The sequence below is a fragment of the Streptomyces sp. STR69 genome (assembly GCF_024519455.1).
Lineage (GTDB): Bacteria > Actinomycetota > Actinomycetes > Streptomycetales > Streptomycetaceae > Streptomyces.
On record NZ_JALJRY010000001.1, the window covers coordinates 746,536 to 768,175 of the forward strand.

A 21,640-nucleotide genomic window follows, 5' to 3' on the forward strand; every position below is an offset into this window, starting at 1 on the left:
CAGTCAAGTGTCGTTAAATCAGTACTCTCGGTAACTGATCGCATGCGTAGGGTGAGTTCACGCTCACCACCTGAGGAACCGCATGGCCTCGAACCGCAGGGCCTTTCTGACGGCCACCGCCGTCGGCGCGCTGGCCACCGTCCCCACGACCGCCACCGCCGCCATCGGCACCCGCCCCCACCCGACCACCGCCCCCGCAGCCCTCGCCGAACTCCTCGACGGCAACCGCCGTTACGCCGGCGGCCACTCCCGCCACCCCGACGAGAGCCGCCCGCTGCGCCATCAACTGGCCACCGCACAGCACCCGTTCGCGGTGATCGTCGGCTGCGTCGACTCCCGGGTGCCGCCCGAGCTGGTCTTCGACCAGGGCCTCGGCGACCTGCTGTGCATAAGGACAGCGGGCGAGGTCCTGGACGAGGCGGTGCTCGCGTCCATCCAGTACGGCGTCGAGGAACTGCGCATCCCCCTGGTGCTGGTGCTCGGCCACGAGCGCTGCGGGGCGGTGGCGGCGACCCTCGCGCACCTGGAGACCGGCGCCCCCGTCCCCGGACACCTCGCGCTCCTCGTCGACGAGATCGCCCCGGCCGCCCGCCGCACCCGGGCACTGCCCGGCGACTGGGCCGAGCACACGATGACCGCCCACACGGCCTGGGTCAGGGACGCCATCCGCGCCGACCCCGCCTTCGCTCCGGCGCATGTCGTGGCGGGGCGCTTCGACCTCGACACGGGCCTTGTGACCCTGCTGCCGTAACCCCAACTCCCCACCTCCGTAAGCACGTTCCCCCCACCGCAGAGAAACCTGTGCCCATGCCCATGAACGGCGTGCTCTCCGTCCTGCCCTCCCCCGCCGACTTCCGCACGATGACCCGCGCCCCGCGCCGCGACCTGCTCTGCGGCCTCACGGTCGCCGTCGTGGCGCTCCCGCTCGCCCTCGGTTTCGGCGTCACGTCCGGTCTCGGGGCGGCCTCCGGACTGATCACCGCGATCGTCGCCGGTTCGCTCGCCGCGCTCTTCGGCGGCTCCGCGCGCCAGGTCAGCGGGCCGACCGGCGCGATGACGGTCGTCCTCGTCCCGATCGTCCACGAGTACGGCGCGAACGGCGTCCTCACGGTCGGGCTGATCTCCGGCTTCATGCTCCTCGTGCTCGCCTTCGCCCGCGCCGGAACGGCGATGGCGTACGTCCCCGCACCGGTGATCGCCGGTTTCACCATCGGCATCGCGTGTGTGATCGGCCTCCAGCAGGTGCCGTCGGCGCTTGGTGTGCCCACGCCGGCCGGTGACCAGGTGGCGGTGGTCGCGGCCCGCGCGGCCGAGGAGTTCGACGCGACCCCGCACTGGGCGGCCCTCCTCCTCGCCCTCGGCTCGGCCGCGCTGATGCTGGCCGGGGCGCGCTGGAAACCGACGGTTCCCTTCTCCCTGGCGGCAGTTGGCGTGGCGACCGTCGTGGCCGAGGCCCTGCACCTGCACGTGACCCGCCTCGGCAGCCTCCCGTCCTCGCTCCCCGCCCCCTCCCTCGCCTTCCTGGACGTGTCCCGAGTCCCGACCCTGCTCCTCCCCGCCGCAGCGGTAGCGGCACTGGCCGCCCTGGAATCCCTGCTCTCCGCCTCCGTCGCGGACGCGATGCGCCCCGGCGAGCGCCACGACCCCGGCAAGGAACTCTTCGGCCAGGGCATCGCCAACCTCGCGGCCCCGCTCTTCGGCGGCGTCCCGGCGACGGGCGCGATCGCCCGGACGGCGGTCAACGTCCGCACCGGCGCCGCCTCCCGCCTCGCCGCGCTCGCGCACGCCGTGATCCTCGCCGGGATCGTCGCGGTCGCGGCCCCGCTGGTGGGCCGTATCCCCTTGGCCGCACTGGCCGGAGTGCTGCTGGCGACGGCGGTCCGCATGGTGGAGACGGACGCGGTCCGCGCGATGGCCCGCTCGACGCGCGGCGACGCCCTGGTCCTCGTCCTCACGGCGGCCGGCACCCTCGCCCTCGACCTGGTGCGCGCGGTCCTGATCGGCCTCGCCGTCTCGATCCTGCTGGCCCTGCGCGCGGCGATGCGCGGCACCCGCCTGACTCCGGCCCAACTCCCGGGCGCCGCAGGCACGGTGACGTACCACTTCGACGGCCCCCTCCTCTTCGCCGCCGCCCACCGCTTCCGCCGCAGCCTGGCCGACGTGCGGGACGTGACGGCCGTGGACCTACGGCTGTCCGGCCTCACGGCGGTCGACGCGACGGGCGCGCTGGCGCTGAAGGAGGCGGTGGGCGAGCTCCGCGACCGGGGTATCGAGGTGCAGATCACGGGTGTGGAGGGCGGTCACCGCAGGGTGCTGGAGTCGCTGGGGGTGCTCCCGGTGAACCCGACTTCCAACAGGGGGGCTATCCCCAGTGCAGCGGGCGCGACCGCTCCCTAATCTGAGTCGCATGACGGGAATGGACTCGCACGACGCCGAACTCAAGAAGGAACTCAACGCCACCCTGCAGGCGCGCAGGGAGCTGGGCGACGAGTACGAGTCGGCGCTGGTCGACTCGTTCCTGGAGAAGGTCGACCAGCGCATCGACGGCGCGGTGGAGCGCCGGGTGCGCCGGCAGATGGCCGAGCAGCAGATGGTGGTCGCCCGGGGCACGCGGGGGCCGAAGCCCACCGATTCCTGGGGCGAGCGCTTCGGCTTCGGCATCGTCTCGATGGTGCTGGCGATCCCGCTGTCCGCTATCGGCGGCGGCATCGCCCACCTCCCCGGCCTGCTGGTGGCCTGGGTCGGCATCGTCGGCGTCAACGCCGTCCAGGCCGCCCGCATCAACCCCGGGCTCTTCGGCGGCCGACGCCACAAGTCCTCGCAGGACAGTGACTGGGAGGACTGAGCAGCTCTGTCGGGGGGGGTTGGGGGCGCAGCCCCCAAGCGGCGGCACCAGTAGCGGGTGCCCGAAACGGGAAAAAAGCTATGCGCGGGGACCGCCGCACCCCCCGTTGCCGGGAGGGCGGGACGACGGCGGTCCCCGCGAGGGACGCGGGCCGGGTCAGGGCCAGGCTGGCGCGTCCAGGGCGTCGGTGGAGGTCCGGGAGCCGCTCCGGAGGTCCGTGACGCCGTTTTTGTGTCGGCGAGGCGGGGAGCCGCTCCCGCCCTGCCGACACCCACTAATCTGCCGTACCCGTGTTAAGCGGGTGCTGCGTGGACGTGACGCGCTCGTACCACTTCCGCGAAGTCCACCGATTCGGTGGGCAACCGCAAAGTCGCCGCCGGCACGGCCCGTTCACCGGACGTTTGCTACTGCTTCCCGCCCTTGGCGAGGAAGGACAACAGGTCCTGCCGGCTGATGACACCGGTCGGCTTGCCCTCGACCAGGACGATCGCCGCGTCGGCCGCGCCGAGCACGGTCATCAGGTCGCCCACCGGCTCACCGGAACCGACCTGCGGCAGCGGGGCCGACATGTGCTTCTCCAGCGGGTCGGAGAGGGAGGCCCGCTGGGTGAACAGGGCGTCCAGCAGCTCGCGTTCGACGACCGAGCCGACGACCTCGGCGGCCATGACGTCCGGGTGACCGGCGCCCGGCTTCACGATCGGCATCTGCGAGACGCCGTACTCGCGCAGCACCTCGATGGCCTCGCCGACCGTCTCGTCCGGGTGCATGTGCACGAGGGACGGGATGGCGCCGTGCACCTTGTCGTTGAGGACGTCGGCGACGCGGGCGCTGGGACCCTCGTCCTCCAGAAAGCCGTAGTCCGCCATCCACTCGTCGTTGAAGATCTTGCTCAGGTACCCGCGCCCGCTGTCGGGGAGCAGGACCACGACCACGTCGTCCGGTCCGAGCCGCTCGGCGACTCGCAGCGCGGCGACGACGGCCATCCCGCAGGAGCCACCCACGAGCAGCCCCTCCTCCTTCGCGAGGCGGCGGGTCATCTGGAAGGAGTCCTTGTCGGACACGGCGACGATCTCGTCCGCGACGGTCCGGTCGTAGGCGGTCGGCCAGAAGTCCTCACCGACGCCCTCGACGAGATACGGCCGCCCGGAGCCGCCGGAGTAGACGGACCCCTCGGGGTCGGCGCCGATGACCTGGACCTTGTTGTCGCTGGCGTCCTTGAGGTAGCGCCCGGTGCCGGAGATCGTGCCGCCGGTCCCCACGCCCGCCACGAAGTGGGTGATCCTCCCCTCGGTCTGCTCCCAGAGCTCGGGGCCGGTCGAGTGGTAGTGGGAGAGCGGGTTGTTGGGGTTGGAGTACTGGTCGGGCTTCCAGGCGCCCGGCGTCTCGCGGACCAGGCGGTCGGAGACGTTGTAGTACGAGTCCGGGTGCTCGGGGTCCACGGCGGTGGGGCAGACGACGACTTCGGCGCCGTACGCGCGCAGCACGTTGATCTTGTCGGTGGACACCTTGTCGGGGCACACGAAGATGCAGTGGTACCCCTTCTGCTGGGCCACGATGGCCAGGCCGACGCCGGTGTTGCCGCTGGTCGGCTCGACGATGGTGCCGCCGGGCTGGAGTTCCCCGCTCTTCTCCGCCGCCTCGATCATGCGCAGCGCGATGCGGTCCTTCACGCTGCCGCCAGGGTTGAAGTACTCCACCTTGGCGAGAACGGTCGCCTGGATGCCCGCGGTCACGCTGTTGAGCCTCAGCAGCGGGGTGTTGCCGACGAGGCTGATCATCGAGTCGTGGAATTGCACCGTTGTCTCCGGTTGCTGCAAAGAAGTGGTGGTGATTGGTCCTGCCAGCCTAAGGCCCGTAAATGCCGTTCACCGCCTGTTGAGATTGGGCCACGTGCTGTTCGGGGCAAGGAGTGGATGACGGCTACGAGGAGGTGGCGGCGACGTATGACGAGGATGTCGAGGGCGCGGGTGGCCCGGCGGATCGCGGCCGGTGCGGCGTACGGCGGTGGCGGGGTCGGACTGGTGGGCGCTGCGGCCGTCGGCCTGGTGCTGGCCGAGGTCCGCTTCGTGAAACGCCATGTGGGCAACGGCCATGGCGCGGGCAGCAACCATGTGCCGAGCGCCGACGGCCGGTACGGACATGTCTACGACACCCCGGGTGAACCCCCGCTGCGGCTGACCATGCTCGGCGACTCCACGGCCGCCGGGCAGGGCGTGCACCGGGCGGCACAGACCCCGGGAGCCCTGCTGGCCTCGGGCCTGGCCGCGGTCTCGGAACGCCCGGTCGAGCTGCGCAACGTGGCCCTCCCGGGCGCCCAGTCGGACGACCTGGACCGCCAGGTGGCCCTCGCCCTCGCGGACACCTCCCGGGTGCCCGACGTCTGCGTGATCATGATCGGCGCGAACGACGTCACCCACCGCATGCACCCGACCAGATCGGTCCGCCACCTCTCGGCGACGGTACGGCGGCTGCGCACGGCCGGTGCCGAGGTGGTCGTCGGCACCTGTCCCGACCTGGGGACGGTGGAGCAGGTCCAGCAGCCGTTGCGCTGGCTGGCCCGCCGGGCCTCCCGGCAGCTGGCGGCGGCCCAGACGATCGGCACGGTCGAACAGGGCGGGCGCACGGTGTCGCTGGGCGACCTGCTGGGCCCCGAGTTCGCGGCCAACCCGCGCGAGCTGTTCGGCCCGGACAACTTCCACCCCTCGGCGGAGGGCTACGCGACGGCGGCGATGGCGGTCCTGCCGACCGTCTGCGCCGCGCTGGGCCTCTGGCCGGCCGAGGAGGACCGCCCGGACGCGTCCCGCCGCGAGGGTTTCCTGCCGGTGGCACGAGCGGCTGCGGAGGCGGCATCGGAGCCGGGCACGGAGGTCACGGCGGCGATGCCGACCGGGCCGAGGGGTCCGTGGGCGTTGCTGAAGCGGCGGAAGAGGAGGCGGGTGCAGGAGGTCTCGCCGGTGCCTTCGCCCATTTCGGCGACTTCTCGGCCTACCGAGACGGGTGGTGGGTGGGCATAGGTCCGGGGGTCCAGGGGGCGGAGCCGCCTGGGACGATCAGCCGAGCCAAGCAAGCGCTTAGAAAACTGCGGCCAGGGTCACACAGCGATCCCCGTGACCTGTGCCATACGTACGGGTAACTTCCCAAGAAGCCCTGCACATCACACCGTACGTACGCCAATGGAGCCGTGATGCCCGAAGCCGTCATCGTCTCGACCGCCCGCTCCCCCATCGGCCGCGCCGTCAAGGGCTCCCTCAAGGACCTGCGCCCGGACGACCTCACCGCCACGATCATCCAGGCCGCCCTCGCGAAGATCCCCGAGCTGGACCCCGCGCTCATCGAGGACCTGATGCTCGGCTGCGGCCTCCCCGGCGGCGAGCAGGGTTACAACCTCGGCCGGATCGTCGCCGTGCAGATGGGCATGGACCACCTGCCGGGCTGCACGATCACCCGTTACTGTTCCTCGTCCCTGCAGACCAGCCGCATGGCCCTGCACGCCATCAAGGCCGGCGAGGGCGACGTCTTCATCTCGGCCGGTGTCGAGATGGTCTCCCGTTACGCCAAGGGCAGCTCGGACGGCCTCCCCGGCACCACGAACCCGCTGTTCGACGAGGCGCAGGCCCGCACCGCCGCCACCGCCGCGTCCGAGGGCTCCAGCTGGCACGACCCGCGCGAGGACGGCCTGCTCCCCGACCCGTACATCGCGATGGGCCAGACCGCGGAGAACCTGGCCCGGATCAAGGGCGTCACCCGCCAGGACATGGACGAGTTCGGTGTCCGCTCGCAGAACCTCGCCGAGGAAGCCATCAAGAACGGCTTCTGGGAGCGCGAGATCACCCCGGTGACGCTGCCCGACGGCACGGTCGTCAGCAAGGACGACGGCCCGCGCGCCGGCGTCACCCTGGAGGGCGTCTCCGGCCTGAAGCCGGTATTCCGCCCCGACGGCCTCGTCACGGCCGGCAACTGCTGCCCGCTGAACGACGGCGCCGCCGCGGTCGTCATCATGAGCGACACGAAGGCCCGCGAGCTGGGCCTGACCCCGCTGGCGCGGATCGTGTCGACCGGTGTCTCCGGCCTCTCCCCCGAGATCATGGGCCTCGGCCCGGTCGAGGCGTCGAAGCAGGCGCTGGGCCGCGCCGGTCTGACCGTCGACGACATCGACCTGTTCGAGATCAACGAGGCGTTCGCCGCCCAGGTGATCCCGTCCTACCGCGACCTGAACATCCCGCTGGAGAAGCTGAACGTGAACGGCGGCGCGATCGCGGTCGGCCACCCCTTCGGCATGACCGGCGCCCGCATCACCGGCACGCTGATCAACTCCCTCCAGTTCCACGACAAGCAGTTCGGTCTGGAGACGATGTGCGTCGGCGGCGGCCAGGGCATGGCGATGGTCATCGAGCGCCTCAGCTGACCAACTCCCCGTAGCCGTACGGGAACTTTGCGTCACCCTCAGGCCCGGAACCCAGCAACCACCTGGGTTCTGGGCCGATTTGTGATCCAATCTCCCCCAGGATGTGACCTATCTCCCTTCGGAGAGGGATTTTCCCAGGTCAGGACCGTTTCACCACCAAACATCGGGCCCAAAGTCCTGCCCGATTCGTGACGTTACGCACTGACAGCTGGATAGTCCGCCCTTCAAGCTGATGTAGGAAGTCGGGGGTCGACTTTGAACCGGGAGTACGTCAGTGAGCGCCATGCCGATCGCTTTGCTGCTCACCACGGCCGCCACAGGCGCCGTGGGCGTCGCCGTCCTGCGCACCCTCTTGGTGCTCCGTCGCCAGGTAGCAGCCCTGCACACCGAGCTCGCCGAGGGCAGGGCCGCCGCCGTGCGCGCCCTTGTCCCCGCCGCCCGCAGTCATGCCGACGCGGATGAGATACGCGCCGCCGTGGCCGAGGCACTGGCCGAGGAGCGGGAGCGGGAACTGGCCGAGGCGCGTGCCTTCTGGGCCGCCCAGGAAGCCCGCGACACCGAGGTGCCGACCCTGCTGGGTCTGCCCGACAGCGAGCTGTTCATGCCCCGCCAGAGCGACTTCGTGGGCCTCGAACCGCTGGAGCCGGTGACCGAGCCGTTCACGGAGCCCGACGAGTTCGCCGGTGACTCCCCCGAACTGGCCGCCGCCCGCCGCCGCCACCCGTCCCACCCGGACTTCGTCCCGGCCCAGTCACCCGTCGCGAACGACCACGAACGCACGGTGGCCACGCTGGAGGAACTGGCCGAGTCCGCCGTGGAACTGGCCGACGTCCGCCCCGGCCCGCTCGGCACGCTCGACGTCTACGTCTTCGTCGACGGCACGACCCTCTGCATGACCCCGGGCCACCGCGAAACCGCCGAACGCCTCGCAGCGGCCCTCCGCGCCGGCGAAACCCCGTTCCTGCTGGGCGGCTCGGGTATCTCCGGCGCGTACACGCTGACGTTCGCGTGCGGCGAGGAGAACGTGTACATCCTGGCGGACAGGGTCATAGCGTCACTCTGATTTTTCGGAGATGCGCCGTTTCGCTTTCGGGTGCGGGTCGGTGGGGGCTGGTCGCGCAGTTCCCCGCGCCCCTGAAGAGACACGGCGCCCTGCGTTCTTAGGGGCGCGGGGAACTGCGCGACCAGCCACAACGCACCCGCAGCCGCCCACGCACCTCAGACGCCCGCCCTCTTCTGCGCCTCCGCCACCAACCCCAGCGCCTGCTCGACCTCGGCGTCGTTCTCAAGTACAACCGCCAAGTCATGCACAGCCACGGTGATTTGATCCGCCGCAGCGAACATCCCCGCATCCGGCATCTCCCGAGGCTCCCCCGAGGGATCCTCAACCCGCTGCGCCCACAGGGCGAACTCCCTGGCCAGCCCCAGCGCCTCCGCCGCAGCACCCCGTTGCAAACGGCTCTGCGTCGCAGCCCTGAGCCGGTCCGCGAAGTGATCCACCGCTTGAGTCAACCGCGTCGTATCCACCACGCCGCGAGACTACGCGCCGCACCCGGACTGTTGCCAACGGGCGAACGCTCAGGCACGGTGACTTGAAGGACCGGCTTACACCCCATGCGTCCGGAGGCGCCGATGTCCCAAGTGTTCTCCCAGGAGACCCATCGCAACATGCTCGCCCGCATCCCCCATTGCACCGGTCGTGAAGTATCCGACTGGCTGCGCACCGTCGACGAAGGCCCCGCCCTCTTCCGCTTCGAGGAGAAGGTCAGCTGGCTCCGCGCCGAGCACGACCTCGCATACGGCCACGCCAAGGCGATCATTCACGAGTACGACCTGAGGAGGGCCGCGCGCAAACTGCTCTAGGCGCGCACCACAGACCGACCCATCACGGACATACGGACATGACGAAGGGCCCCGGGCGAACCCGGGGCCCTTTCGCGCGATCAGCCTGGTGTCGGCTAGTCGTTGCTGTTGAGGATCGCGATGATCCGCAGGAACTCCATGTAGATCCACACCAGTGTCAGCGTGAGCCCGAAGGCCGCGAGCCACGCCTCTTCCTTCGGGGCGCCGTACGCGATGCCGTCCTCGACCTGCTTGAAGTCCAGGGCGAGGAAGCAGGCACCGAGGATGATGCCGATGACACCGAAGAAGATGCCGAGCGGGCCGCTGCGGAAGCCGAGGCCGTCACCGCCGCCGAACACCGCGAACAGCAGGTTGACCGCCATCAGCAGCACGAAGCCGAGCGCGGCGGCCATCACGAAGCCGTAGAAGCGGCGGTTGACGCGGATCCAGCCCGCGCGGTACGCGATGAGCACGCCGGCGAAGACTGCCATCGTGCCGATCACGGCCTGCATGGCCGCACCGCTCGCGATGCGGTTGTCGACGACGCTGGAGACGACGCCGAGGAAGACGCCTTCCAGCGCGGCGTACGACAGGATCAGCGCGGGGACGGGCTTCCGCTTGAAGGACTGGACGAACGCCAGCACCATCGCGATCAGCGCGGCGCCGATCCCGATGCCGTAGGAACGGCTGATGTTGGCGTCGTCGACCGGGAGCAGCACCCAGGCGAGCGCGGCCGTGACGATCAGCGTGCCGAGGGTGGTGCCGGTGCGCTGGACGACGTCGTCCATGGTCATCCGGCCGGTGGTGGCCGGGGCCTGGGGCGGTGCGCCCTGCTGCAGGTCCTGCTGGGCGTAGGGGTTCTGCGCGTAGGGGTTGCCCTGGGCGTACGGGTTGCCCTGCGTGCCCACGGCGGGGCCCCCGGCCTGCGGCGCGGTGTTGAAGCCCGCGTAGCCGTTGTCGCGGCTGAACCCCCGTCGCGAGAAGACCGGGTTTCTGCTCCTCATTTCACTCCTCCATGGCCGCCTCGCGCGGCCTTGGGCTCAAGAGTAATAGGTAGGCAAAAGTTTGACCCTACCTCTTGGGGAGGATCTTCCCCTCGTCCTGCCAAGGTACGCGGTGGACCGCACCCCCTGTGAACACTGGTACCAACCCGTGACGCCCGCCTTGGCAGCCCCTTATCCCTGTTCATCCGGTTCATCCAGGGGGAACCCGGTGTACGCCTCCGCGAGGTCCGTCTCGGCCGCCCGGGAGGACGCGATCCGCTCCAGACGGGCCAGCTGGAGCCGCCCCTCGAAGGGCGTCGCGCCGGGCGCGCGGTGCAGGAGGCTCGTCATGTCGTAGGAGAACCGCTCGGCCTGCCACACCCGCCGCAGACAGGTCGCGGAGTACGCGTCGAGCCGCTCCTCGCTCCCCGTCTTCTTCTTGTACGTCAGTGCCCGCGCGAAGGTGACGACGTCGCCGACGGCGAGGTTGAGGCCCTTGGCTCCGGTGGGCGGCACGATGTGCGCGGCGTCGCCGGCGAGGAAGAGCCGGCCGTGCCGCATGGGCTCGTGGACGTAGGAGCGCATGGGGGTGACGGACTTCTGGGTGATGGGCCCGCGGTCGAGCACCCAGTCGTCGCGCGTCTCGAAGCGACGCTCCAGCTCGTCCCAGATGGCGTCGTCGCTCCAGCTCTCGGCGTCCGCGTCCTCCTCCACCTGGAGGTAGAGACGGGAGACGGAGGGGGAGCGCATGGAGAGGAGGGCGAAACCGCGGTCGTGGCGGGCGTAGACGAGCTCGTCGTGGGAGGGCGCGACGTCGGCGAGGATGCCGAGCCAGGCGTAGGGGTACGACCGTTCGAAGACGCGGGTCAGTTCGGCGGGGATCGCATTGCGGGCGATGCCCCAGAACCCGTCGCAGCCGACGACGTAGTCGCAGTCGAGGACGTCCTCGCGGCCCTGGTGCCGGAAGCGGACGCGCGGGCCGTCGGTGTCCGCGCCCTCCACGGCGAGCGCCTCGGCCTCGAACAACAGCGGTCCGCCGCCCGCGAGTTGAAGCGCGATCAGGTCCTTGCACACCTCGGTCTGCGCGTAGACCATCACGCTACGGCCGCCGGTGAGGGCCGGGAAGTCCACCCGGTGCCGCCGCCGGTCGAACCGCAGCTCGATCCCGTCGTGCCGCAGCCCCTCCCGGTCCATCCGCTCCCCGGCGCCGGCGGCCCGCAGCACGTCGACGGTCCCCTGCTCCAGGATCCCGGCCCGCTGACGGTGCTCGACGTACTCCCGGTCCCGGCTCTCCAGGACGACCGAGTCGATACCGGCGTTGTGCAGCAGCCGGGCGAGGAGGAGGCCGGCGGGGCCGGCTCCGATGATGCCGACGGTGGTACGCATCGGGGGTCCCTTCGAGTGCGGGCCGTTCACTGACGCCTGTGTTCGTGGAGTGAAATTTCCTTCACCTGACTGACCGCTTCAGTTTCCGACCGGGCGGGCCGGACTGTCAACGGTTGGACGGCGGGCCCTTTCGGGTGGCGTCGAGCCGGAAGTGCCAGACGACCACGACCGGGGACTCGTCCAGGGCCGCGGCCGACGCCTCCGGGCACCAGTGCAGCAGGTCCCAGGACGGGTGGGCCGGGAGCGGGTCCGGGGCGGCGTCGGGGGTGAGGGAGCCGCGGGGGCGGCGGGGTTCCTCGCAGTGCAGGACCTGGAGGCCCAGCGGGATGGCCGCGGCGAGGTAGGCGCTGAGCGGGCGGTGGTACTCGGCGAGGAGGGAGGGGCGGCCGTCCGGGCCGGGACGGCGGGGCAGGGTCGGCCGGAGATAGGACACCAGCAGGTGGGCATCCGAGATGACGAGGTGTCCGCCAGGGCGCAGGACGCGCGCGAACTCCCTTAGTACCGGGGCCAGTTCGGGGACATGGGTGAGGGCGAGCGCGCACACGACGGTGTCGACCGCGTCGTCCGGAAGCGGGAGCCGGTGCAGGTCGGCCTCGTGGAAGGCGACGTCCGGCAGGCGCTCACGGGCCCGGGCGAGCATCTCCGGCGAGGCGTCGACGCCGGTCACCTGGTGGCCGAGTTCATGCAGGTAGGCGGTGTGGCGGCCGGTGCCGCAGGCCGCGTCCAGTGCCGTGCCGACGGGCAGGCCGTCCAGGATGCGCCGGACGACGGGCTGCTCGATGTCGATCATCCCGTTGCCGGGGGCGTCGTAGTGCGGCGCCCAGTACCGGTAGACCTCGGCCGCATCGATCGTGCCCGGCTCCGCCGTGACCCCGTCGGCGTGCGCGAGGACGGGTGTGTCCAGCAGGGTACGGATCTCGGCGATCCGGGCCTCGACGAACGCCCGGTCGGCACTCCCCTCCCGGAAACCGCGGAGCAGAGCGGCGCCCTCGACGCCCAGCAGGTATCCCAGGGGGCTCAGATAGGTCACCCCGCGCACGGTACGGACACGCCTTCGGACCGCTCCACCGGTTTTCCCGCGCTTCGGACAACGTCCGTCCGGTGAGGGGTTGCCGCACCTACGTCGGCAACACACCGTTCCCACAGGTCACAGTCAGTGACCACGATAGTGCCCGGAGCCGGACTTGAACCGGCACGCCCGCGAAGGGGCAGCGAGGTTTAAGCTCGCCGTGTCTGCATTCCACCATCCGGGCAGGCCGTGGGCTCCACATCGAGGTTCCGAGCCTATCGGGGCGCGTCTCCCCAACAGCGGGCGGGCGTACCGATGTTGTCTTATTTTATTGATGTCTGAGGGTTCATCAGACCGTGGAAAGAGCCATCAGCACTTGCCAATAGCCTTGCGTGCGGTGTGGGGGCCTGTATGCGGAATGACGGAATTTCACCGCCCGAACGAGGGTGCTCCACCGGTTCTTGACCCGGGCCCGACTCGGGGGCCGCGGCGGTGCTTGTCTCGGGGCACGTCTCGGGGGCGGCTCTCATCCCCAGGTATGACAGCGCGAGGTGCAGTCCGACTGAAGGCTGCCCCCGGAACCGGAACAGCGGGTGACTCCACGGCGGGATACGGCCGGAAGGATGGAACACGTCCCCAGCAACACCGTCGTCCCGACAGGAGCGCCTTCCGTGACCACCACCCCCATCGCCGACCGGACCACCTCAGTGGCCGCGCGCGCCACGGATCTTTCCAAGATCTACGGACAGGGCGAGACCCAGGTGGTCGCCCTCGACCAGGTCTCGATCTCCTTCCGGCAGGCCGAGTTCACGGCGATCATGGGCCCCTCGGGGTCCGGCAAGTCCACCCTCATGCACTGCGTGGCCGGCCTGGACTCGTTCTCGTCCGGTTCCGTCCGGATCGGTGACACCGAACTGGGCTCCCTGAAGGACAAGCAGCTGACGAAGTTGCGCCGGGACAAGATCGGTTTCATCTTCCAGGCGTTCAACCTGCTGCCGACGCTGACGGCCCTGGAGAACATCACGCTCCCCATGGACATCGCGGGCCGCAAGCCCGACAAGGAGTGGCTGGACTCGGTGATCCGGATGATCGGTCTCTCCGACCGGCTCAAGCACCGGCCCTCCCAGCTCTCCGGCGGCCAGCAGCAACGCGTCGCCGTGGCACGGGCGTTGGCCTCCCGCCCCGACATCATCTTCGGCGACGAGCCGACCGGAAACCTCGACTCCCGCTCCGGCGCCGAGGTGCTGGGCTTCCTGCGCAACTCCGTACGGGAGCTGGGGCAGACGGTGGTCATGGTGACCCACGACCCGGTGGCCGCGGCCTACGCGGACCGGGTGGTGTTCCTCGCCGACGGCCGCATCGTCGACGAGGTCTTCGAGCCGACGGCGGACTCGGTGCTCGACCGCATGAAGCGCTTCGACGCCAAGGGCCGTACCAGCTGAGTCTTCTGACGGCTCCTCAACTCACCGCACGGGCAACCGACTTCGCCGCCCCGGCTCACCTCTCGTACACCTGGACTGAGTAGACCCATGTTCCGAACCGCCTTGCGCAACGTACTCGCGCACAAGGCCCGGCTCCTCATGACCGTGCTCGCCGTGATGCTCGGCGTCGCGTTCGTGTCGGGGACCCTGGTCTTCACCAACACCATCTCGAACGCCTTCCAGAACAGCTCGGCCAAGGGCTTCGACCAGGTCGACGTCGCCGTGCAGGCCAAGTCCCAGGACGACAGGGGCGACACGGTCGGCAAGACGCCCGAGCTGACCCAGGCCATGCTGGACACCAGCGCGAAGGTGCCGGGCGCCGCGTCCGCGACCGGGGTCGTCAACGGCTTCACCGCCATAGCCGACAAGAAGGGCAAGCTCATCGGCGGCGGCTTCCAGTCCGAGGGCGGCAACTACTGGGGGGACAAGGACGCCCGCTATCCCCTCAAGTCCGGTACGGCACCGCACGGTTCGGGTGAGGTCGCGATCGACTCGGAGACCGCGAAGCGCGCCGGGTACAAGGTCGGCGACACCGTGCGCATCTCGGTCGACGGCCCGGTGCTGACGCCGAAGATCACCGGCATCTTCACCACCGACGACGGCAATGTCGCCGCCGGCGGCAGCCTCGCCCTCTTCGACACGGCCACCGCGCAGAAGCTGTTCGGCAAGGCGGGGACGTACGACGAGATCGATGTGAAGGCCGCGGCCGGGACGAGTCAGGCGGCGCTGAAGTCCGCGCTGGACCAGGCCCTCCCCAAGGGGCAGACGGAGACCACCACCGCCCAGAAGCTCGCCGACGACCAGGCCAGGACGATCGCCTCCTCGATGAGCGGCCTGAAGTCGGGGCTGCTGGTCTTCGCGGGCATCGCGCTGTTCGTCGGCACGTTCATCATCGCCAACACCTTCACCATGCTGGTCGCCCAGCGCACCAAGGAACTGGCGCTGCTGCGCGCGGTCGGCGCCTCCCGCCGGCAGGTCACGCGGTCGGTGCTCCTTGAGGCGTTCGTGGTCGGCGCGGTCGCCGCCGTCGCCGGTCTGGTCGCCGGTATCGGCATCGGCGCCGGGCTGCGCGCGCTGATGGGCACGATCGGCGCGACCGTCCCGGACGGCCCGCTGATCATCACCTCGGGCACGGTGCTCAGCGCCCTCGCGGTCGGCATCCTCATCACCATGCTCGCCGCCTGGCTGCCCGGCCGCCGGGCCGCGAAGATCCCGCCGGTCGCCGCGATGAGCAGCGTGCACGCGACGGCCACCACCAAGTCGCTGGTGCTGCGCAACACGCTCGGCGCGCTGTTCTCCGGCGCGGGCGTCGCGGTCGTCATCGCGGCCACGTCGATGAACGGTTCGGACGGCCAGGCACCCATGGGGATCGGCGCCGTCCTGCTGATCATCGGGGTGTTCATCCTGACCCCGCTGCTGTCCCGCCCGCTGATCGCGGCGGCGGCCCCGGTGCTGCGGATCTTCGGGATCTCCGGCAAGCTGGCCCGCCAGAACTCGGTGCGCAACCCGCGCCGTACGGCCGCCACCGCCTCCGCGCTGATGATCGGCCTCACCCTCATCACCGGCATGACGGTGATGGCGGGCAGCCTCCAGCAGGCGATCGACAAGATGGCCTCGTCCGCGATCAGCGCCGACTACATCGTCTCGATGGCGAACGGCAACGAACTCTCCGCCGACGTCGACAAGACGCTCACCACCACCTCCGGCGTCACCGCCAGCAGCCCGCTGCGCAACGCCCCGTCGCGCATCGACGGCGAGACCGAGTTCCTGACGGGCGTCAACGGCTCGGCCATCGGCAAGCTCACCGATCTCAAGGTGGACAGCGGCACCTTCAAGGTCGCCGGCACGCAGGTCGTCGTGGACGACGACACCGCCAAGTCCCACGGCTGGAAGGCCGGTTCGACCTTCACCACGCACTACGAGGACGGCAAGGCGCAGCAGCTGACCGTCTCCGCGGTCTACGAGGGCAACGCGCTGATCCGCGGCATCATGCTCGACAACGCGACGCTCGCCCCGCACCAGACCGACCCGGCCGACATGCAGATCCTGGTCAAGACGGCGGACGGCGCGTCGAGTTCGACGAAGGACAAGCTGGAGAAGGCCCTCGGCTCCAACCCGGCCGTCAAGGTCCAGGACAAGAAGGACCTCTCCAACAGCATCGCGCAGGTCTTCACCCTGATCCTCAACATGGTCTACGGCCTGCTCGCCATGGCGGTGATCGTCGCGGTCCTCGGGGTCATCAACACCCTTGCGATGTCGGTCTTCGAGCGCTCGCAGGAGATCGGGATGCTGCGCGCGATCGGCCTGGACCGCAAGGGCATCAAGCGGATGGTCCGTCTTGAGTCCCTCGTCATCTCGCTCTTCGGCGGGGTGCTCGGCATCGGCCTGGGAGTCTTCTTCGGCTGGGCGGCCGGTGAGTTGATCGGCTCGAAGATGTCGACGTACGAACTGGTCATCCCCTGGGCCCGAATGACGCTCTTCCTGCTCCTGGCGGGCACGGTCGGCGTCCTGGCCGCCCTGTGGCCGGCCCGGCGCGCGGCCAAGCTGAACATGCTGTCGGCCATCAAGTCCGAGTAGCCGTAGATGGGTTGGGGCCCCGTTCCGGACCGGAACGGGGCCCTTCCTGTTGCCCCGGAGGCGGGCTCAGTTCCAGGTGCGGGCGCGCAACGGCATTCCGGAGCCGCCCGGTTCGGGGGTCCTGACGGCCAACACCTGGTTCACTCCTATGCGGTTGCGCTCGAAGCCGAGCGCGGAGGCCGCCATGTAGAGCCGCCACACCCGGGCCCGCCCGGCGCCGACGAGGCCGACCGCGCGCCGCCACTCGGCCTCCAGGTTGGCGACCCAGCGGCGCAGGGTGAGCGCGTAGTGCTCGCGGATCGCCTCGACGTCCCGCACCTCGAACCCGGCGCTCTCCAGCTGGGTCACGGTGGCGCCGACGGGCGCCAGTTCGCCGTCGGGGAAGACGTACGCGTCGATGAACTCGTCGATGTCGTACGCCGATTCGTCCTGCCACGGGCGGCGGGCGATCTGGTGGTTGAGCAGCCGCCCGCCCGGTCTGAGCAGTGCGAAGAGGACCCTCGCGTACTCCAGGTACCGTGCGGAGCCCACGTGTTCGGCCATGCCCACGGAGGAGATGGCGTCGTAGGGCCCGTCGGTGACGTCGCGGTAGTCCTGGACGCGGATCTCGACCTTGTCGGTGAGCCCCTCCTCGGCGACGCGCTTACGGGCGAAGGCCGCCTGTTCCTGCGAGAGGGTCACGCCGACCACGTTCACGCCGTACTCGCGGGCCGCGTGGATCGCCATCGAACCCCAGCCGCAGCCGACGTCCAGCAGGCGCTGACCAGGCGTCAACTCCAGCTTGCGGCAGATGAGTTCGAGCTTGTCGCGCTGCGCGTCCTCCAGAGTGCCGTCCGGGGATTCCCAGTAGGCGCACGAGTAGACCATCGAGGGGCCGAGGACGATCTCGTAGAAGTCGTTGCCGACGTCGTAGTGGTGGCTGATGGCGCGTTTGTCGGTGCGCTTGGTGTGGAGGTGGGCGCGGCTGCGGCGGACCTCCTCCGGGGGCGGGGCGGGCGGCAGCGGGAGTCCGGCGAGCTTCACCAGTCCGCGTACGGCGGACCGCACCTCGGGGTCGCGCAGGGCCTGGGCGAGGGTGCGGGCGTCGTCGCCTCGCTCCCACACCAGCGAGGACATCGCGTCGAGGCCCGCGTACAGGTCGCCCTCGATGGTCAGGTCTCCGGCGACCCAGGCACGCGCCATGCCCAGTTCGCCGGGTTTCCACAGGAGTCGGCGCAGGGCGCGGCGATTGCGTACGACCAAGGTCGGCGCATCCGGCGGCCCTGCCTCGGAACCGTCCCAGGCGCGGATGCGCACCGGGACGGGGGTTCCCAGCAGCTGTTCGAAGAGGGATTTGAGCCGCAGCGCGGCATCAGCCATGGCGCACACCTCCGTGACGCGGATCCCGGAATTGTCCATCACTACGTAAACACCGGCCAGGCCCGATCGCAGTCCTGCTTGAGCATTACGAGTAGGCAAAACAGATGTAGAGGACATGTAGACGCGGGGCGCCGGGAACGCCGAAGGGGCCGTCCGCACCACGGATGGCGGACGGCCCCCTCGGGCGTACTACGGGTATGACGGGTACGTCGACTGCGGGTACCACGGGTCAGGCGTGACCGGAGGTCAGGAGGCCTTGGCCTTCTCCTCGGACTTCGCGGCGGCGGCCGGAGCCGGCGCCGGCTTGGCGGCCTCGTAGAACTCCTCACGGGGGTTCTCCATGGCGCCGAGCGACACGACCTCGCGCTTGAGGAACATCGCGAGCGTCCAGTCGGCGAAGACGCGGATCTTGCGGTTCCAGGTCGGCATCGCCAGACCGTGGTAGCCACGGTGCATGTACCAGGCGAGACGGCCCTTGACCTTGATCTTCACCTTGCCCATGACGATCATCGCGACGCCCTTGTGGAGGCCGAGGCCCGCCACCGCACCCTTGTTGGCGTGCGAGTACTCCTTCTGCGGGAAGCCCCGCATACCGGAGATCACGTTGTCGCCGAGGACCTTCGCCTGGCGCAGCGCGTGCTGGGCGTTCGGCGGGCACCAGGCGTTCTCGACGCCGGCCTTGCGGGCGGCGATGTCGGGCACCTGGGCGTTGTCGCCCGCGGCCCAGACATAGTCGGTGCCGGTGACCTGGAGGGTCGGCTGGGCGTCGACGTGACCGCGCGGGCCGAGCGGGAGGCCGAAGCGGGAGAGAACGGGGTTCGGCTTGACGCCGGCCGTCCACACGATCGTGTTGGAGTCGACCTCGAGGCCGTTCTTCAGCACGACGTGGCCGCCGACGCAGGAGTCCATCGAGGTCGAGAGGTAGATCTCGATCCCGCGGCTCTCCAGGTGCTCCTTGCCGTAGAGGCCGAGCTTGGGGCCGACCTCCGGGAGGATCTTGTCGGCGGCGTCGACGAGGACGAAGCGCATGTCCTCGCGGGAGACGTTGGTGTAGTACTTGGCCGCGTCCCGGGCCATGTCCTCGACCTCACCGATGGTCTCCGCACCGGCGAAACCGCCGCCGACGAAGACGAAGGTGAGCGCCTTGCGGCGGATCTCCTCGTCGGTGGTGGAGTCGGCCTTGTCGAGCTGCTCAAGGACGTGGTTGCGCAGGCCGATGGACTCCTCGATGCCCTTCATGCCGATGCCCTGTTCGGCGAGGCCGGGGATCGGGAAGGTGCGGGAGACCGCGCCCATCGCGATGACGAGGTAGTCGAAAGGCAGCTCGTACGCCTCACCCACGAGGGGGGCGATCGTGGCGACCTTGCGGTCCTGGTCGATGGTGGTGACCCGGCCGGTGAGGACCTCCGCCTTCGGCAGTACGCGTCGCAACGGGACGACGACGTGCCGAGGGGAGATGCTGCCGGCGGCGGCTTCGGGGAGGAAGGGCTGGTAGGTCATGTACGACCGGGGGTCGACGACCGTGACGATCGCCTCGCCGTAGCGCATCTTCTTGAGAATGCGCCGAGCTGCGTACAGGCCTACGTACCCACCGCCTACTACGAGGATCCTGGGACGCTCCGTGGTGCTCATGCCATCGAGTATCCACCTGCCCCTGGGGGGTCGCTCGTGCGCCCCTTCACAAGCTTCCACAGGGGCTGTGTTATCCTCCGCGACTCACATGATCCAGGTCACGTCATGGGTGGTGAACCACGGTTCGGTTCGCCCCGTTGTCAAGGCCGCGTGAGCTGCTTCTCTGTCTCACCGGACACCCTGGACCACACCTCCGCGACACCCTCCCGAAACGCCCCCGAATCACTCCCGTACCGACCCGCCGAGCACGCTCCCGAGCCCGCCGGAGCCCCGGACGGGCCAACCGGGGCAGTCGGGTCGTCCAACTGGACAGAATTCCTTGTGAAGAACTTCACGAACTTTCTTACGGACACGTTCCGGAGGGGGGTGGCGAGCGCCCCTGCATCCGCTCATACGTTATATGGGCTGCTCAGGAGTTTACTACCGGCCAGTAATAATTCGGGGTGTCCGCCGGCGCCGCGAGGCGTCCCGGGCGGGGCGCGAGGCGGCTCCCGTGACGCGGGTCGGCAGCCGACTTCAGCCTCTCAGGCCTCTCCAGCCTCTTCCGCCGCCCTGACGGCGATCCCGAACGCGATGCCGTCCAAGATGTCGTGCTCGCTCACCACGACCTCCGTAGCGCCCGTCCGCTCCATGATCGAGAGGAGTACGAGGGCGCCCGCGCCGATGACGTCGACGCGGCCCGGGTGCATGGAGGGGATCGCGGCGCGTTCGGCGTGGGTGGAAGTCAGCAAGGAGTCCGTGATCTCGCGGACGCGGTCGTAGGAGACCCGGGAGTGGTGGATGGCCTCCGTGTCGTACTCGGGGAGGTTCTGGGCGATCGCCGAGACCGTGGTGACCGAGCCGGCCAGGCCGACCAGGGTGCGGGCCTCGCGCAGCGGAACCGTCTTCGCGGCGAGGTCGAGGGCCTCCTCGATGTCCGCGCGCATCGCCGCCACCTGGTCCGGGGTCGGCGGGTCCGTGACCTTGCCGTCGCGGACGAGGTGGCGCTCGGTCATGCGGACGCAGCCGATGTCCACGGAGCGGGCGGCACGGACCTGGTCGTCGCCCACCACGAACTCCGTCGAGCCGCCGCCGATGTCGACGACGAGATACGGCTTGGCCAGGTCGTCTCGGCCCGTCAGTTCCTTGGTCGCGCCGGTGAAGGAGAGCTCCGCCTCCTCGTCGCCGGTGATCACCTCCGGCTCGACGCCCAGGATGTCCAGGACGCCCCGGACGAAGTCCTCGCGGTTCGAGGCGTCGCGGGAGGCCGACGTGGCCACGAAGCGGACCTTGTCGGCGCCCTTCTCGCGGATCACCTCCGCGTACTCACGGCAGGCCGCGAACGTCCGCTCCAGCGCCTCGGGGGCCAGCTTGCCGGTCTTGTCCACACCTTGGCCGAGCCGCACGATCGTCATCCGCCGGTCCAGTTCCCGGAGTTCACCCGTGGCCGGGTTCACGTCCGCGACGAGCAGCCGGATGGAGTTCGTACCGCAGTCGACCGCCGCGACACGGCTGAAACCGTCTTCGAGCAGCGGGACGTAGGAGAAGTACGTGCTGCGGATCGCGGTGGGGTCGGAAGCCTCGGCGGCCTCGGCGGGCAGTTCGTCGGCCGGGTCGGGGGCCGCGAGCGGCTGTACGCACGCACCCTTGGCCCACCACTCCGGCAGCATCGCGAGCGCCTCGTCGCCGAGCGGGTTGACGCCCGGGCCCGCGGCCAGGGAGTGGCCCACGAGGACGTGCAGGCACTTCACGCGGTCCGGCATGCCGCCCGCGCTCGGGAAGCCCTCCAGGACCTCGATGGCGTCGCGGCGCGCGATGTAGTCCTCGTGCGCGGCACGGTACGCGGCGGCCAGTTCGGGGTCCGTCTGCAGCCGGGCCGTCATCTCCTTCATGACGCCGTTCGCCTCGAGCGTGCCGATCGCCGAGGCGGCCTTCGGGCACGTCAGGTAGTACGTCGTCGGGAAGGGGGTGCCGTCGGGGAGGCGGGGGGCCGTCTCCACCACGTCCGGCTGTCCGCACGGGCAACGGTGTGCGATCGCGCGCAACCCGCGCGGCGGGCGCCCGAGTTGCTGCTTGAAGGCCTCGACGTCGGCGTCGGTGGGCTCGGTGCGCGGAGTGGACGGCGGGGGCGTATCCATGCCT

General features: G+C 70.0%; 17 protein-coding genes, 1 tRNA gene and 1 pseudogene. 9 read left to right on the top strand and 10 right to left on the bottom strand.

The window, feature by feature from the left end; all coding sequences use genetic code 11:
- Positions 1–82 precede the first annotated feature (82 nt).
- Genes OC490_RS03500 through OC490_RS03510 form a run of 3 tightly spaced genes read left to right on the top strand, consistent with a single transcriptional unit; the run spans position 83 to position 2,845 of the window.
- Entirely contained in the window at positions 83–751 is a 669-nt protein-coding gene (locus tag OC490_RS03500) for a carbonic anhydrase (protein ID WP_262056233.1), read from the top strand.
- A 56-nt stretch (positions 752–807) separates the two neighbouring features.
- Positions 808–2,397, top strand: a complete 1,590-nt coding sequence (locus OC490_RS03505; protein WP_262056234.1) for a SulP family inorganic anion transporter — start codon at positions 808–810, stop codon at positions 2,395–2,397.
- Between the two features lie 19 nt (positions 2,398–2,416).
- A complete protein-coding gene (locus OC490_RS03510) occupies positions 2,417–2,845 on the top strand; it encodes a hypothetical protein (RefSeq protein ID WP_262056322.1) in 429 nt (142 codons plus the stop codon).
- A gap of 404 nt (positions 2,846–3,249) precedes the next feature.
- Here the strand turns inward: OC490_RS03510 and OC490_RS03515 are convergent, their stop codons facing one another.
- Complete coding sequence (locus OC490_RS03515; protein WP_262056235.1) at positions 3,250–4,641, bottom strand: cystathionine beta-synthase; 1,392 nt, start codon at positions 4,639–4,641, stop codon at positions 3,250–3,252.
- Between the two features lie 147 nt (positions 4,642–4,788).
- Here OC490_RS03515 and OC490_RS03520 point away from each other — a divergent pair, with 147 nt between their 5' ends.
- The 3 genes from OC490_RS03520 (at position 4,789) to OC490_RS03530 (ending at position 8,313) form a co-directional block, all read left to right on the top strand.
- Positions 4,789–5,859, top strand: a complete 1,071-nt coding sequence (locus OC490_RS03520; RefSeq protein ID WP_262056236.1) for an SGNH/GDSL hydrolase family protein — start codon at positions 4,789–4,791, stop codon at positions 5,857–5,859.
- 170 nt (positions 5,860–6,029) lie between these two features.
- On the top strand, positions 6,030–7,250 hold the full coding sequence (locus OC490_RS03525) for an acetyl-CoA C-acetyltransferase (protein ID WP_262056237.1): 1,221 nt from the start codon (positions 6,030–6,032) through the stop codon (positions 7,248–7,250).
- Between the two features lie 274 nt (positions 7,251–7,524).
- The gene (locus tag OC490_RS03530; protein WP_262056238.1) at positions 7,525–8,313 is read left to right on the top strand and encodes a hypothetical protein; all 789 of its coding nucleotides are present in this window, start codon (positions 7,525–7,527) and stop codon (positions 8,311–8,313) included.
- 155 nt (positions 8,314–8,468) lie between these two features.
- Here the strand turns inward: OC490_RS03530 and OC490_RS03535 are convergent, their stop codons facing one another.
- Positions 8,469–8,780 (bottom strand): hypothetical protein, encoded by a 312-nt coding sequence (locus OC490_RS03535; RefSeq protein ID WP_262056239.1) that lies wholly within the window; start codon positions 8,778–8,780, stop codon positions 8,469–8,471.
- Positions 8,781–8,882: 102 nt separating this feature from the next.
- On the opposite strand from OC490_RS03535, the gene OC490_RS03540 reads away from it, so the two are divergent.
- Positions 8,883–9,113, top strand: coding sequence for a DUF4287 domain-containing protein (locus tag OC490_RS03540; protein WP_026151524.1), 231 nt, complete (start codon positions 8,883–8,885; stop codon positions 9,111–9,113).
- A gap of 95 nt (positions 9,114–9,208) precedes the next feature.
- On the opposite strand, the gene OC490_RS03545 is transcribed toward OC490_RS03540, so the two are convergent.
- From OC490_RS03545 to OC490_RS03560, 4 genes are all read right to left on the bottom strand, one after another.
- Positions 9,209–10,096: a Bax inhibitor-1/YccA family protein gene (locus tag OC490_RS03545; RefSeq protein ID WP_262056240.1), complete on the bottom strand. Its 888-nt coding sequence runs from the start codon at positions 10,094–10,096 to the stop codon at positions 9,209–9,211.
- A 171-nt stretch (positions 10,097–10,267) separates the two neighbouring features.
- A complete protein-coding gene (locus OC490_RS03550; protein ID WP_262056241.1) occupies positions 10,268–11,461 on the bottom strand; it encodes a 4-hydroxybenzoate 3-monooxygenase in 1,194 nt (397 codons plus the stop codon).
- 106 nt (positions 11,462–11,567) lie between these two features.
- On the bottom strand, positions 11,568–12,491 hold the full coding sequence (locus OC490_RS03555; protein WP_262056242.1) for a class I SAM-dependent methyltransferase: 924 nt from the start codon (positions 12,489–12,491) through the stop codon (positions 11,568–11,570).
- Between the two features lie 139 nt (positions 12,492–12,630).
- A tRNA-Leu gene (locus OC490_RS03560) sits at positions 12,631–12,714 on the bottom strand.
- 427 nt (positions 12,715–13,141) lie between these two features.
- Between OC490_RS03560 and OC490_RS03565 the strand changes: the two genes are divergently transcribed.
- A complete protein-coding gene (locus OC490_RS03565; RefSeq protein WP_262056243.1) occupies positions 13,142–13,912 on the top strand; it encodes an ABC transporter ATP-binding protein in 771 nt (256 codons plus the stop codon).
- An 87-nt stretch (positions 13,913–13,999) separates the two neighbouring features.
- A complete protein-coding gene (locus OC490_RS03570) occupies positions 14,000–16,528 on the top strand; it encodes an ABC transporter permease (protein WP_262056244.1) in 2,529 nt (842 codons plus the stop codon).
- A 66-nt stretch (positions 16,529–16,594) separates the two neighbouring features.
- Here OC490_RS03570 and OC490_RS03575 read toward each other — a convergent pair whose 3' ends face one another.
- The 4 genes and pseudogenes from OC490_RS03575 to OC490_RS03590 all read right to left on the bottom strand — a co-directional run.
- On the bottom strand, positions 16,595–17,887 hold the full coding sequence (locus OC490_RS03575; protein ID WP_262056245.1) for an SAM-dependent methyltransferase: 1,293 nt from the start codon (positions 17,885–17,887) through the stop codon (positions 16,595–16,597).
- A gap of 246 nt (positions 17,888–18,133) precedes the next feature.
- Complete coding sequence (locus OC490_RS03580) at positions 18,134–19,519, bottom strand: NAD(P)/FAD-dependent oxidoreductase (protein WP_262056246.1); 1,386 nt, start codon at positions 19,517–19,519, stop codon at positions 18,134–18,136.
- A gap of 524 nt (positions 19,520–20,043) precedes the next feature.
- Positions 20,044–21,030, bottom strand: coding sequence for a Ppx/GppA phosphatase family protein (locus OC490_RS03585; RefSeq protein WP_262056323.1), 987 nt, complete (start codon positions 21,028–21,030; stop codon positions 20,044–20,046).
- Between the two features lie 201 nt (positions 21,031–21,231).
- Positions 21,232–21,636: pseudogene (locus OC490_RS03590) on the bottom strand (DUF501 domain-containing protein); the annotation flags it as partial.
- Positions 21,637–21,640: the final 4 nt, after the last annotated feature.

Bases quoted from the DNA above. Each gene is read 5' to 3' on its own strand.
- OC490_RS03500 (WP_262056233.1), top strand. From the start codon at position 83: ATGGCCTCGAACCGCAGGGCCTTTCTGACGGCCACCGCCGTCGGCGCG.
- OC490_RS03505 (WP_262056234.1), top strand. From the start codon at position 808: ATGCCCATGAACGGCGTGCTCTCCGTCCTGCCCTCCCCCGCCGACTTC.
- OC490_RS03510 (WP_262056322.1), top strand. From the start codon at position 2,417: ATGGACTCGCACGACGCCGAACTCAAGAAGGAACTCAACGCCACCCTG.
- OC490_RS03520 (WP_262056236.1), top strand. From the start codon at position 4,789: ATGACGAGGATGTCGAGGGCGCGGGTGGCCCGGCGGATCGCGGCCGGT.
- OC490_RS03525 (WP_262056237.1), top strand. From the start codon at position 6,030: ATGCCCGAAGCCGTCATCGTCTCGACCGCCCGCTCCCCCATCGGCCGC.
- OC490_RS03540 (WP_026151524.1), top strand. From the start codon at position 8,883: ATGTCCCAAGTGTTCTCCCAGGAGACCCATCGCAACATGCTCGCCCGC.
- OC490_RS03545 (WP_262056240.1), bottom strand. From the start codon at position 10,096: ATGAGGAGCAGAAACCCGGTCTTCTCGCGACGGGGGTTCAGCCGCGAC.
- OC490_RS03550 (WP_262056241.1), bottom strand. From the start codon at position 11,461: ATGCGTACCACCGTCGGCATCATCGGAGCCGGCCCCGCCGGCCTCCTC.
- OC490_RS03570 (WP_262056244.1), top strand. From the start codon at position 14,000: ATGTTCCGAACCGCCTTGCGCAACGTACTCGCGCACAAGGCCCGGCTC.
- OC490_RS03575 (WP_262056245.1), bottom strand. From the start codon at position 17,887: ATGGCTGATGCCGCGCTGCGGCTCAAATCCCTCTTCGAACAGCTGCTG.
- OC490_RS03580 (WP_262056246.1), bottom strand. From the start codon at position 19,519: ATGAGCACCACGGAGCGTCCCAGGATCCTCGTAGTAGGCGGTGGGTAC.